General features: G+C 36.3%; 10 protein-coding genes. 6 read left to right on the top strand and 4 right to left on the bottom strand.

Features of this window, described 5'->3' with window-relative positions:
• Window positions 1–48 precede the first annotated feature (48 nt).
• The 3 genes from SIB89_RS02800 to SIB89_RS02790 are packed head-to-tail and all read left to right on the top strand — an operon-like array spanning window position 49 to window position 2,916.
• Window positions 49–690, top strand: a complete 642-nt coding sequence (locus SIB89_RS02800; RefSeq protein WP_412561073.1) for a hypothetical protein — start codon at window positions 49–51, stop codon at window positions 688–690.
• Window positions 691–699: 9 nt separating this feature from the next.
• Window positions 700–1,791, top strand: coding sequence for a sugar-transfer associated ATP-grasp domain-containing protein (locus SIB89_RS02795; RefSeq protein ID WP_412561072.1), 1,092 nt, complete (start codon window positions 700–702; stop codon window positions 1,789–1,791).
• Window positions 1,792–1,812: 21 nt separating this feature from the next.
• Window positions 1,813–2,916, top strand: coding sequence for a sugar-transfer associated ATP-grasp domain-containing protein (locus SIB89_RS02790; protein WP_412561071.1), 1,104 nt, complete (start codon window positions 1,813–1,815; stop codon window positions 2,914–2,916).
• Here the strand turns inward: SIB89_RS02790 and SIB89_RS02785 are convergent.
• Together SIB89_RS02785 and SIB89_RS02780 are read right to left on the bottom strand one after the other, a co-directional pair.
• On the bottom strand, window positions 2,913–4,226 hold the full coding sequence (locus SIB89_RS02785) for a CoF synthetase (RefSeq protein ID WP_412561070.1): 1,314 nt from the start codon (window positions 4,224–4,226) through the stop codon (window positions 2,913–2,915). The genes SIB89_RS02790 and SIB89_RS02785 overlap by 4 nt on opposite strands.
• On the bottom strand, window positions 4,216–4,902 hold the full coding sequence (locus SIB89_RS02780; RefSeq protein WP_273292077.1) for a NeuD/PglB/VioB family sugar acetyltransferase: 687 nt from the start codon (window positions 4,900–4,902) through the stop codon (window positions 4,216–4,218). The genes SIB89_RS02785 and SIB89_RS02780 overlap by 11 nt, the downstream gene beginning before the upstream one ends.
• Before the next feature lie 212 nt (window positions 4,903–5,114).
• Between SIB89_RS02780 and SIB89_RS02775 the strand changes: the two genes are divergently transcribed.
• Both SIB89_RS02775 and SIB89_RS02770 read left to right on the top strand, forming a co-directional pair.
• A complete protein-coding gene (locus tag SIB89_RS02775; RefSeq protein WP_273292079.1) occupies window positions 5,115–6,344 on the top strand; it encodes a class I SAM-dependent rRNA methyltransferase in 1,230 nt (409 codons plus the stop codon).
• Between the two features lie 56 nt (window positions 6,345–6,400).
• The gene (locus SIB89_RS02770) at window positions 6,401–7,348 is read left to right on the top strand and encodes an NAD(P)H-dependent flavin oxidoreductase (RefSeq protein WP_273292081.1); all 948 of its coding nucleotides are present in this window, start codon (window positions 6,401–6,403) and stop codon (window positions 7,346–7,348) included.
• Here SIB89_RS02770 and SIB89_RS02765 read toward each other — a convergent pair.
• Complete coding sequence (locus SIB89_RS02765) at window positions 7,338–7,700, bottom strand: hypothetical protein (RefSeq protein ID WP_412561069.1); 363 nt, start codon at window positions 7,698–7,700, stop codon at window positions 7,338–7,340. The two genes, SIB89_RS02770 and SIB89_RS02765, sit on opposite strands and share 11 nt — an antisense overlap.
• A gap of 173 nt (window positions 7,701–7,873) precedes the next feature.
• Here SIB89_RS02765 and SIB89_RS02760 point away from each other — a divergent pair, with 173 nt between their 5' ends.
• On the top strand, window positions 7,874–10,918 hold the full coding sequence (locus tag SIB89_RS02760) for a tail fiber domain-containing protein (RefSeq protein ID WP_412561068.1): 3,045 nt from the start codon (window positions 7,874–7,876) through the stop codon (window positions 10,916–10,918).
• A 105-nt stretch (window positions 10,919–11,023) separates the two neighbouring features.
• Here SIB89_RS02760 and SIB89_RS02755 read toward each other — a convergent pair whose 3' ends face one another.
• Window positions 11,024–11,929 (bottom strand): AraC family transcriptional regulator, encoded by a 906-nt coding sequence (locus SIB89_RS02755; protein WP_412561067.1) that lies wholly within the window; start codon window positions 11,927–11,929, stop codon window positions 11,024–11,026.
• Between the last annotated feature and the right edge of the window lie 232 nt (window positions 11,930–12,161).

The following is a 12,161-nucleotide window of genomic DNA, read 5'->3' as shown; positions in this document are numbered from 1 at the left end:
TAGTACAAGATTTCATTTTTTTTAACTTAACCCAACAAAGTATTATTAATGGAAAATAATAAAAAAGGTTTTATCAATAGGATAAAGTGGGTATATAAACTTTCCAAACATGGTTTGTTTATGCAAGGTCTGCGTAATAATCTTGCCAAGATTGGTATAGATATAATGCCATATTATTATTTCATTTCAACTAAAGATACTGCCGTTCCACAAAAAATAAGAGGTGAAAAAATAAATTCAAAGGTTACGGTTTTTGATGAGTCAGATTTAAAATTGATAAAAGCTTCAATTAGCGGCTTAGATCAAAAAGATTTTCTTGAAGATCTAAAAAATGGTGATATATGTATGGGCATAAAGCACAATAATGAAATTGTTGCCTATTCTATGATTAAAAACAAACCCTTTTATTTTAGAAAACGCTATTTCCATTTAACCGAGAAAGATATCTATATTCATAGTTTATATACATTTGACAAGTATAGAGGAAAGAATATTTCACCCTATATGAAATACGAGCGTTATGGATTGTTTGAAAAGCAAGGAGTAATTTACCACCATGCTATTACTGAATATTTTAATAAATCTGCTTTAAGAATACAATACAAATTAAAGGCTAAAACCGTAGCCCTATATCTTAGTGTTATATTATTCAAAAGTTGGACATTCAACTATACATTAAAGAAATATTAACTTCATGATATGTACCATTTCTTTAAAAAAATAACGTCAAAGTATTTCAGTAGTTTAAGAAAACGCGTTCTCGATTTCAATCATGAAATGAACTCTCGCAATAAAGTTAAAGCTTTAATGCGCAATATTGAGGTTTCTAACTTGAATGCAAATGAGATTAAAGAAGCAAAATCATTTTTTAAGTCAAGAGGTTTTAAGTTAAGTCATACGGATTGGCATGCGTTCTACAAATCCATGAATGGAGAATTTCATAAAGATTATATTCCATTAGGCTTATTTAAAACTAAAATTTCACCAAAGCTTAATGAAAAGATACAGTGGCCAGCTCTGTTGGATAAGAATATAATATATCGAATATTTAAAGGTTTTGAACTACCAAAACGGGTGGTTCAGAATATTAATGGCTTTTATTATATAAATGATAAACTTGCTAATTTAGTTGAAGCCATAAATGAAATAAGTAAAAACGGAAAGCAGTTTATCATCAAACCAAGTATAGATTCAGGTGGTGGTAAAAAGGTTGTAGCTTTTGAGGTTACAGGACATAAAACCTCACATAAAAATCTAAGTATTGAGGACCTTTTAAAACTATATAAAAAGGATTTTATTGTACAAGAGTTTTTAGAGCAAAGTGAAATAATGCGTAAACTCAACCCTTCAAGTTTAAATACCTTACGGGTAATAACATATCTAAACGGTAATGGAGTAAATATACTTTCTACTACTGCTAGAGTAGGAGGTTTAAATAGTCGCACGGATAATTACTCCTCTGGTGGCATATTGTGTGGTGTAGATGATTATGGAAGAATTAAAACCAAAGGTTATTCTAAAAAGGGCTTAGCTTTAGACAAAACATATTCTGGAGTAAAGCTTATCGGATACACTGTACCTAATTATAATCAAGTCGTGGACATGGTAAAATCCCTGCACGTAAGAATTCCATATTTTAAACTTGTCTCTTGGGATATCGCCATTAATAAAAATGATGAGCCTGTTTTAGTTGAGTATAATACCTATAATCAGGGTTTAGAAGTTCAAATAGTAACAGGACCGCTATTTGGTAAGTTTACGGATGAAATCTTAGCAAAGGCACTAAAATAGATTAATAAAAAGAGCACATTTATGTCTTTATATCAACGTTTTAAAAATTCATATATCAAGCGAATACCTACTATTCAGCAACGATTGACGCAGTTGCAATTAGAGATTAGTGCTAGACGGTATATGAAATCTTTAATGGCAAAAAGAAATTTGCCAAAACTAAGTGCTAAAGAAATAAAAGAAGCCAAATCTTATTACAAAGCAAGAGGTTATAAGTTGAAAAACACCTATTGGCACAGGTATTATAAAGGTATAAATGGTGAGTTTCATAAAAATTATGTCCCTTATGATATTTTTAACCCTAAGATTAATCCAAGGTTGAACCAAAGCAGGCAATGGCCAGCATTATTGGACAAAAACTTAACCTACAACTTATTTAGGGAGTTTAACCAACCTAAGCGTATTGTTCAGAATGTTAATGGCTTCTATTATATAAACGACGAAATTGTGGGTTTGCAAGACGCCATTAACGCTTGTGGATCTATTGAAGGCAAATTAATAATTAAGCCAACTATAGATTCTGGACGTGGAAAAATGGTTAATACATTTAGTGTCCTTAATTCCAAGACCACTTATAAAGATTACAGTATCGAAAAACTGTTCAGATTGTATGGTAAAGATTTTGTGATTCAAGAATGTTTAGAACAAAGTGCCGTGTTGAAATCTCTCAACCCTTCGAGCCTAAACACCCTTAGAATTGTGTCTTACTTAAATAATGAAGGAGTACATATATTATCTTCAGTTTTGCGAGTTGGAAAGTTAGGAAGCTCTACAGATAATTTCTCAACAGGAGGTCTTTTTTGTGGCATATTACATGATGGAACTTTAAAAGGAAAAGGTTATAATCCTAAAGGTGAAGTTGTAACTGAAACTTCAACAGGTATTAGTATAGCAGACTGTAAAATACCCAATTATGCTAAAGTGCAAGAAATGGTAAAGTCCATGCATCATGTGGTTCCATATTTTAGGATTATTGCCTGGGATATAGGAATAAACAAAGACGATTTACCATACCTAATAGAGTACAATACTTACAAACTAGGTATTGATTTACAAATAGCAGATGGACCGTTGCTTGGTGATTTTACAGATGAAATTTTAGCTTTAGCCTTACAAAATTCTTAAGCTTTTTTATAATTGTTGATTACTTTTCTTCTTTTTCCGGAAGATAACGGTGGAATTTCATCAACATACGTAATGACAACATTGGCATCGTGACCAAAGTCAGATTTTATACTGGTAATTAATTCATCTTCAAATTCAAAATTATCGCCTTGTAGATTTAGTTTTACTTCATATTCTTTTTCCCCTTGCTGTATAAACTGATACTGCTTTAGTAAATGGTAGTAGTTGTAAAACTTAGTATAAACCACAAACGAAGACACAATATTGCCTTTAGAATCGTGAATGACATCCATCTTACGACCCTCAATTTGTTCTAATACCTCTACGCCATCTTCATTTAAAGCAAGTTTTGCAATATCACCAGTATCATATCTAATTATTGGCATTGCATAGTTAAACAAATCAGTAACTACAATTCTTCCAAATTCACCTGGTTTAACAGGCTTGTCATTATCGAGATTCAAAATTTCTACATGGTAACTAGCATGATTAATTACAAAGTTGTTGGGTGATTGCAGCGTTTGCTGGGCAATCATACCCACTTCTTCGCTAGAATATCTTGAAAGTACTTGTGTGTCTAAATGCTTACCCAAAGTTTCTTTTGTATAAGGATTTAAATATTCTGAGTTTGCAATAGCAGCTATTATGCCTGTATCTTTTAAAAAGATATTGTTTCTTTCTAAGTATTGGGCGATCATTTCATAAGAAGACGCAAAGCCTAACATGGTTTTCTTAGACTGCCTATCTTTTTTTATAAGACTTAAAAAAGCTTCAATTCTTTCATCGGTCAATCTAGAGATATCAAACTGAACGGCATTCTGCAGCCAAGCTTTTAATTTACCCTTTTCATTGTGTCCTCGCCAAACTTCAAGTTCATATAATCTATTGCCAATTTCAAAACTGGCAGCATTAAAGAAGTAAATGATATCAGCATGATTTCTGTTGCGTTTACCTTTGTTTTGATATAAGAAAAAAGGAACTCCAGTAGAGCCACTCGTAGAGACTTTAAAATTATCTGCATCCTTAAATTTATAGGACTGAAACTGTTCAAAGTTATCCTGAATGGTCGTTTTTCTTATTACGGGAAAATCTGAAATGGTTTTAGCATCATTAAAATTACCATAGTACGGAGTCGTTTCAACCGCATGCTTAATAATGTTGTTGGTATGTTGATTCTTTAAGTCTTTAGCCTTATCAGAATTAGGATGCTTAACGCCAAGTTTAACTTCATTGAGTTGGTTTTTTATAAGCCCTCCTTTAAGGCCATCAAGTGTCCAAAAAAACTTATTTCTTACCGAGTTAAGAAGCATAAGGCACTTTTTTAACCAGAATTTTAGAACTCGCTTTTTTGTCCTTTATCGTATTTATAGGCACACCAAATGCTAACTTATGATCACCTATAGGCTTTAGAACTAATGCTCCTCCTCCTATGGTAGTATAATCACCTATGGTTGTATTTTGTGCAACTGATGCGCTTAGGCATATCGTAGAACAAAACCCTATTTTTACATTGCCGCCTATTGTGGCACCAGATGCTAAGCTCGAAAAATCAGACATTATAGAATCATGTCCTAGAGACGATTTTGTATTTAAAAGACAAAACTTCCCAACTTTAGCATTAGCGTTTACTATAGCTCCAGGCATAACTACGGTACCCTCAGGTATTATAATATCATTTGCAAGTATAGCGCTGGGATGTACTATAGGAATAAACTCGAGGTTAGGCGCAACGTCAATAATGTTCTTATATGCAAGTAACCGTGTATCATTATTGCCAATACCAATAACAATTCCGTCAATATCAAACTTTTTGATGAGGCTTGGCAGTAATTCTAAATTACCTAAAACCTTAAATCCATATACATCATCATTAATAGGCTTATAAGAATCTATAAAGCCCAAGAAATTGTGAGTATTATTCTTCTGTATAATATCCACAATCATCTTAGCGTGGCCAGATGCACCATAAATTAAAATATTTTTCATATAGTAAGTTATTATAGAACCCTCTTAAGTGATTACCATTAAAGTTTGTTCATAGATTTGGTTGCATGTCAAAGATATTAACAATTGTTAATAAATAGCATTTATAAGGCTAACAGTAAGTTTTTATCTATTAAAAGACATTTTATTGATGTATTTAAGGTTAATTTTACCTTCATTTTGTAAAATAGAAGTTTCTCTAATTTAGAATATTCGTGCCTTTCCATATATCATTTAAGGATAATGTTAGACCAAAAAATCTGGCTGTAAAACTGAGCTCTAAAGGTGAACAATCTGTAGTAAAAGGTCATCCTTGGGTCTTTTCAAATAGCATTGTAAAGATTAATGATGATGCAAAGACAGGAGATTTAGCAATCGTATTCAGCAAAAACAAAAATAAGGTTATAGGCTTTGGATTATACGACGATAAATCACCAATCCGTATTAAGATGATTCACAATGCAGAAACCAAGGCGGAAATTAATACAGATTTCTTTCACCAAAAAATAGAACTGGCTTATGACAAAAGGTTAGAGCTACTGCAAACTAATACCAATAGTTATAGACTGTTATTTGGTGAGAATGATGGTTTTCCTGGTTTAATAGCAGATGTTTATGATTCGGTTTTAGTTGTAAAATTATATTCCGAAATATGGCTTCCTTATTTAGAACCTATAGTAAAAAGTTTGCAACAAGTTTCTATGACAAAAACCATAGTGATGCGTTTGAGCAGGAATCTTCAAAACAGTAAAAATCATAATCTTGAAGATGGTAAGGTAATCTATGGTGATTTAGAAAATGAGGTTGTAGAGTTTATAGAACATGGAGTTAAATTTACTGCCAACGTGATAAAGGGCCATAAAACAGGCTACTTTTTAGACCACAGGCATAATAGAAAAAGAGTAGCAGAGTTAAGCTCGCACAAAACAGTTTTGGATGTATTTTCTTATGCAGGTGGATTTTCTGTACATGCATTAGCTAATGGAGCAACTGAAGTCACAAGCTTGGACATAAGCAAGCAAGCACTAGAAATCGCTATAGAAAATGGAAGCTTGAACGACTATTCAGGACTTCATAAAACCATTGCAGGTGATGCTTTTACCGAAATGAAAAAATTGATTAAGAGAGGCAAACGTTATGATGTCGTTGTAATCGACCCACCAAGTTTCGCCAAACAAAAGTCTGACGTGGAACTGGCAAAGAAAAAGTACGCACAGTTGGCATCACTAGGAGAGAAGCTCACAGCAAAGAAAGGATTGCTGGTATTGGCATCTTGTTCTTCAAGAGTTCTGGCTCAATCTTTTTTTGATTTAAATAATAGAGTGTTAAATGAACAATCCAGACTTTTCGAAACCGTTCTAAAAACCCAGCACGATGTTGATCATCCGATTTCATTTCCTGAAGGAGCCTATCTAAAATGTGGGTACTATAGATTTTTAGAGTAAAAAGTACTATGCATGCATAGCAATTATTAGTATATTTGCTCAAATCAATTTCAGGCATGAGTACTCAACTAACCCAACTCCTAAACATAAAATACCCAATCATACAAGCACCAATGTTCTTGGTGTCTAACGTGGCTATGGTTACTGAAGCGATGAAAGCTGGTATTGCAGGTTGTATTCCTGCGTTGAATTACAGAACACTTGAAGAGTTAAGAGATGCCATAAAAGAACTGAAAGCAAATAAGGTTGAAGGAGGTTCTTTTGGTTTCAACTTAATTGTGAATAAATCCAATATTAAATATAAAGGGCAATTAGAAGTCATTTGTGAAGAAGGCTGTGATTTTATTATTACCTCTTTGGGAAGCCCAGAGGAAACCATCAGACAAGCACATGCCGTTGGTATTAAGGTATTCTGCGATGTGACGGATTTAAAGTTCGCCAAAAAAGTGGAAAGCCTTGGAGCTGATGCAGCTATTGCTGTTAATAATGAAGCAGGTGGTCATAGAGGAAATTTATCTCCAGAAGATTTAACGAGTTTATTAAACAAGGAATTATCCATTCCCATAATTTCAGCTGGTGGAGTAGGTTGCAAAGAAGATATTGATAAAATGTTGAGTTACGGAGCAGCAGGCGTTTCTGTTGGAAGTCCATTTATTGCTTCAATTGAAGCTGGTGTCACAGACGAATATAAACAAGCTTGTGTAGATTATGGTGCTGATGATATTATAATGACCGAACGTATTTCTGGTACTCCATGTACGGTTATCAACACGCCTTATGTTCAGAAAATTGGCACTAAAGCCACTTGGATTGAAAATCTACTGAACAAAAATCGAAAACTAAAAAAATGGGTGAAGATGATTCGTTTTTCCATCGGAATGAAAGCCACAGAAAAAGCCGCTAAAAAAGCGACTTATAAAACAGTGTGGGTTGCAGGACCAAGTATTGAGCATACTAAGGAAATCCTTCCTGTAAAAGATATTGTTGCGAAACTTATAGATTAAGCAGCGCTAATTCTTCCTTTAGCTTTTTTTTCTTTTGTTTACCAGTAAAAATATTGAAGGTATAACTGGCAGTAAGACCACCTAACATTGTAGCCACAAACTCGCTGGTATCAAACTTGCCACTAATAATATTACCGTCATAGAATTCTTTAGAAAACCCAGCTAGAGAAGAAAGTCCGAAACTATACCAAAAGGCCTTACTTTTACTTTTTGTTTTAGAATACACTAGGGCATATGTTCCGCTAGATATGGCTGTACCCACTGCAAAATGTAAGCCATCATCTTCTAGAGTGACTTGCGATGAACTTAGATTAAAAAATACAAAAGCAAGTAACGTAATAATAATTTTCATGATTGGTTGGTTGATTGAGCGTAAAGTAATCTTTTATAGATTAATCTTTTAGTATAATCGTTAGAGCTTATATTTATACGATTAAATGGTAAGACTATATTTCCTTTTTCATTCAGAGATGATGACATTTTTATTTCTCTACGATGTAGTGGTAAACTACAAAACCGCTCATCATGAAAACCCTAAAATTTCTTTTCATTTGTTTTTGCATTAATTTATCATTCTGCCAAGTGGGTATTGGTACAACAGATCCAGACCCTTCCTCAATTTTAGAAATAGAAAGTACTACTTCAGGCATATTGATTCCAAGAATGACAGAGTCAGATAGGCTTGCCATAGCATCACCAGCCGAAGGACTTATGATATATCAAACCAATTTATCTTCTGGTTTTTGGTTTTATGATGGTTCTAGTTGGAATCAATTGACCTTCGGGGCTTCTGGTGAGTTTCAAAGTATCGGAGGAATTGTTCAAAATACTACCAATATTGGTAGCGATGATTTCGTATTTGGAAGTAATGTATTATCAGGTTCAGGCTCACGATTCTTTTTTGATAAGAGTAAAGGTGCCTTTAGAGCAGGGCAAGCTTTAGGAAGTGAATGGGATGATATTAATGTAGGAAATAATTCTACAGCTCTAGGTTCAGGAAATACAGCCTCAGGTGATGGAAGCTTTGCCTTTGGGCAGTTTGCGACAGCATCTGGCTCAGGTTCGGTGTCATTTTCTGGCAGCAACGCAGCAGGCAGCCAGAGTCTGGCAGGTATCAACAGTGCGACAACGGGAACTTTTGCAATAGCATTGCAAGGCGGTAATGCTACTGAAGAGTCCAGTATTTCAATAGGACCAAGTTCATTATCAGAAGCTCAAGAGGGCATTGCTATAGGAAGCTCAAGCACGGTATCAGCATCGGCAACCAATGGTTTGGCATTAGGTTCATCCAACTCGGTCACTGCTGCCAACGGAACGGCCATTGGTTACAATAATACAGCCTCAGGTGATGGAAGCTTTGCCTTTGGTCAGTTTGCGACAGCATCTGGCTCAGGTTCGGTGTCATTTTCTGGCAGCAACGCAGCAGGCAGCCAGAGTCTGGCAGGTATCAACAGTGCGACAACGGGAACTTTTGCAATAGCATTGCAAGGCGGTAATGCTACTGAAGAGTCCAGTATTTCAATAGGACCAAGTTCATTATCAGAAGCTCAAGAGGGCATTGCTATAGGGAGCTTAAGTACGGTATCGGCATCGGCAACCAATGGTTTGGCATTAGGTTCATCCAACTCGGTCACTGCTGCCAACGGAACGGCCATTGGTTACAATAATACAGCCTCAGGTGATGGAAGCTTTGCCTTTGGTCAGTTTGCGACAGCATCTGGCTCAGGTTCGGTGTCATTTTCTGGCAGCAACGCAGCAGGCAGCCAGAGTCTGGCAGGTATCAACAGTGCGACAACGGGAACTTTTGCAATAGCATTGCAAGGCGGTAATGCTACTGAAGAGTCCAGTATTTCAATAGGACCAAGTTCATTATCAGAAGCTCAAGAGGGCATTGCTATAGGGAGCTTAAGTACGGTATCGGCATCGGCAACCAATGGTTTGGCATTAGGTTCATCCAACTCGGTCACTGCTGCCAACGGAACGGCCATTGGTTACAATAATACAGCCTCAGGTGATGGAAGCTTCGCCTTTGGTCAGTTTACAACAGCATCTGGCTCAGGTTCGGTGTCATTTTCTGGCAGCAACGCAGCAGGCAGCCAGAGTCTGGCAGGTATCAACAGTGCGACAACGGGAACTTTTGCAATAGCATTGCAAGGCGGTAATGCTACTGAAGAGTCCAGTATTTCAATAGGACCAAGTTCATTATCAGAAGCTCAAGAGGGCATTGTTATAGGGAGCTTAAGTACGGTATCGGCATCGGCAACCAATGGTTTGGCATTAGGTTCATCCAACTCGGTCACTGCTGCCAACGGAACGGCCATTGGTTACAATAATACAGCCTCAGGTGATGGAAGCTTTGCCTTTGGTCAGTTTACAACAGCATCTGGCTCAGGTTCGGTGTCATTTTCTGGCAGCAACGCAGCAGGCAGCCAGAGTCTGGCAGGTATCAACAGTGCGACAACGGGAACTTTTGCAATAGCATTGCAAGGCGGTAATGCTACTGAAGAGTCCAGTATTTCAATAGGACCAAGTTCATCATCAGAATCTCAAGAGGGCATTGCTATAGGAAGCTCAAGTACGGTATCGTCATCAGCAACCAATGGTTTGGCATTAGGTTCATCCAACTCGGTCACTGCTGCCAACGGAACGGCCATTGGTTACAATAATACAGCCTCAGGTGATGGAAGCTTCGCCTTTGGTCAGTTTGCGACAGCATCTGGCTCAGGTTCAATGTCATTTTCTGGCAGCAACGCAGCAGGCAGCCAGAGCCTGGCAGGTATCAATAGTGCGACAACGGGAACTTTTGCAATAGCATTGCAAGGTGGCACAGCTTCTGCATCCTCAAGTGTTGCTATCGGAAATGGTTCTCAATCATCAGGAAATAATAGTGTAGCTATTGGTTTATCAACAATTGCTTCTGGTGATTGTAGTGTTGCCATAGGCAACGATGTAAGAGCCTATTCATTTTCCGAAACGGTTTTTGGATTTAATGAAGAGGTTTATACTCCTGCAAGTATTACAATTAGCGATGAAGATGACAGATTGTTTGTAGTTGCTAATGGAAATGCTACTCCTTCAATTCCAAATAACAATAATGCATTCACAATACTTAAAGATGGAAGAACAGGTATAATGCGTATCCCAACAACCAATATTTTAGAAGTCAACGGAAATGCTTCAAAAACTACAGCAGGTGATTGGTTGGCAAATAGTGATAGACGTTTAAAGAAAAACATCAATACGTTTAGAGAGATGGACGCATTGCAGAAATTATTGCAAATGCGAGGTGTCACTTATGAGTGGGACGATAACCAAACAGGAAATAACAGACCGGAAGGGCAACAATATGGATTTGTAGCTCAGGAATTGAAAGAGGTGTTTCCTGAAAATGTGAGTATGGATAACCAAGGGTTTTATCAAACGGCTTATGGTACTTATGATGCGCTATATGTGCAATCCATAAAAGCTCTAAACTCTAAGATTGAAAATTTAGAACAAGAGAATATGGAACTTAAAGCTAAGCTTGATGAGTTATACGAGATGGTGAAAGCACAGTATGAGCGTGAATAGAAGGGGTAACCCTAATAGTAACATAAATGTCACATTGAGCGAAGTCAAAATATCAAATCACTTATAACACGAGGTTTTTGACTGCGCTCAAACTGACACAGGCGGTTACTTTATCGGAATATAAAACTCAGTTTTTAATTTCTCTTCGGCTACACGTCTGGCATCACTGATATATTTTTCTCTGCAAGGAGCATCTCTTAACTCATAGTCCGTTTGGAGCAACCATTCATTAAACATATAGTCATAGACGTCTGCAAAGTGTTTGTAACTGCCTTGATAAAGAAAAGTGGCAAACTTTCCACCTTTTAGCGTTTTTACACCAACATCTCCATTGGGTTTAGCATCTTTATAAATAATTAAACACGCATCGTAACGGATTTTGTTAGGTTCCGTAATCTTTGGATCATCGTGAGGCAAGCCAATATGGCGAATACCTTTGGTAAACAATTGCTGTGCTTTTACCTCTGCCCAAAGTTTTTCCCATGCCAAACCATAGTCTAGATCTTGATAAGCGCCATACATAGTATAGTACAAACATTGTTGATCTTCTAGCTCTTGAATTTTTGGTTTTTTAATGTTGAGTTCTGTTTTCATGATGTTCTGTTTTTTGATACTTCGACTGCGCTCAGCACAAGTTATTTCTTTTTTGTTACGATGTTGGCTTGGCGTAATGCCAAAATGATTTTTAAACGCTTTAGATAGGGAAGACGGAGTTTCAAAACCTACACTATACGCAATGTCTTCAATGGAATTATCCGAATAGCGAATGAGTTTTGCTGCAGCCTCAACACGAGCTCGTGTAATATAAGCACCCAAAGGCTCACCCAACAAAGCACGAGTGATACGATGAAAATGATATTTTGAAAAATGGGACAACTCTGCCAAATGTGCAATATCAATTTTAGCATCTAAATGGTTATGTATATAATCCAATACACAGTTTAGGTTTTCCAGATAACGCTGTTTTGCTTTTGGTCGCTCTGCCATTGGTCTATCGTTTATGGATAACAAAACTAAAGGTATTGTTTGTGTTTTACTTTTCCAATCTTGCGCAATTGTCTATAAAATAAAAGCACTATAGGTGTGAATCATTAGAATAAACTCATTATCAAAAAGTTAGAGTTAATTATATAGTGTGGTTGTCGATTAATTAACCTACCTTTAAAGGAATCAATCAACTTCCTCATGCTAAAGTTCTTTCAATATCGAAACAGAATTTTGTTCATACAAAATCAGAGGTCTG

Origin of the sequence: Winogradskyella sp. MIT101101, from assembly GCF_047126865.1 — a bacterium.
In the GTDB taxonomy this organism is placed as follows: domain Bacteria; phylum Bacteroidota; class Bacteroidia; order Flavobacteriales; family Flavobacteriaceae; genus Winogradskyella; species Winogradskyella ouciana.
The sequence above is the reverse complement of the archived record's forward strand: the minus strand, read 5'-3'. Positions and strand labels throughout refer to the sequence as shown.

Excerpts from the sequence above, each read along its gene's own strand:
- SIB89_RS02765 (WP_412561069.1), bottom strand. The coding sequence starts at position 7,700 with ATGAAAATTATTATTACGTTACTTGCTTTTGTATTTTTTAATCTAAGT.
- SIB89_RS02790 (WP_412561071.1), top strand. The coding sequence starts at position 1,813 with ATGTCTTTATATCAACGTTTTAAAAATTCATATATCAAGCGAATACCT.
- SIB89_RS02795 (WP_412561072.1), top strand. The coding sequence starts at position 700 with ATGTACCATTTCTTTAAAAAAATAACGTCAAAGTATTTCAGTAGTTTA.
- SIB89_RS02770 (WP_273292081.1), top strand. The coding sequence starts at position 6,401 with ATGAGTACTCAACTAACCCAACTCCTAAACATAAAATACCCAATCATA.
- SIB89_RS02800 (WP_412561073.1), top strand. The coding sequence starts at position 49 with ATGGAAAATAATAAAAAAGGTTTTATCAATAGGATAAAGTGGGTATAT.
- SIB89_RS02785 (WP_412561070.1), bottom strand. The coding sequence starts at position 4,226 with ATGCTTCTTAACTCGGTAAGAAATAAGTTTTTTTGGACACTTGATGGC.
- SIB89_RS02760 (WP_412561068.1), top strand. The coding sequence starts at position 7,874 with ATGAAAACCCTAAAATTTCTTTTCATTTGTTTTTGCATTAATTTATCA.
- SIB89_RS02780 (WP_273292077.1), bottom strand. The coding sequence starts at position 4,902 with ATGAAAAATATTTTAATTTATGGTGCATCTGGCCACGCTAAGATGATT.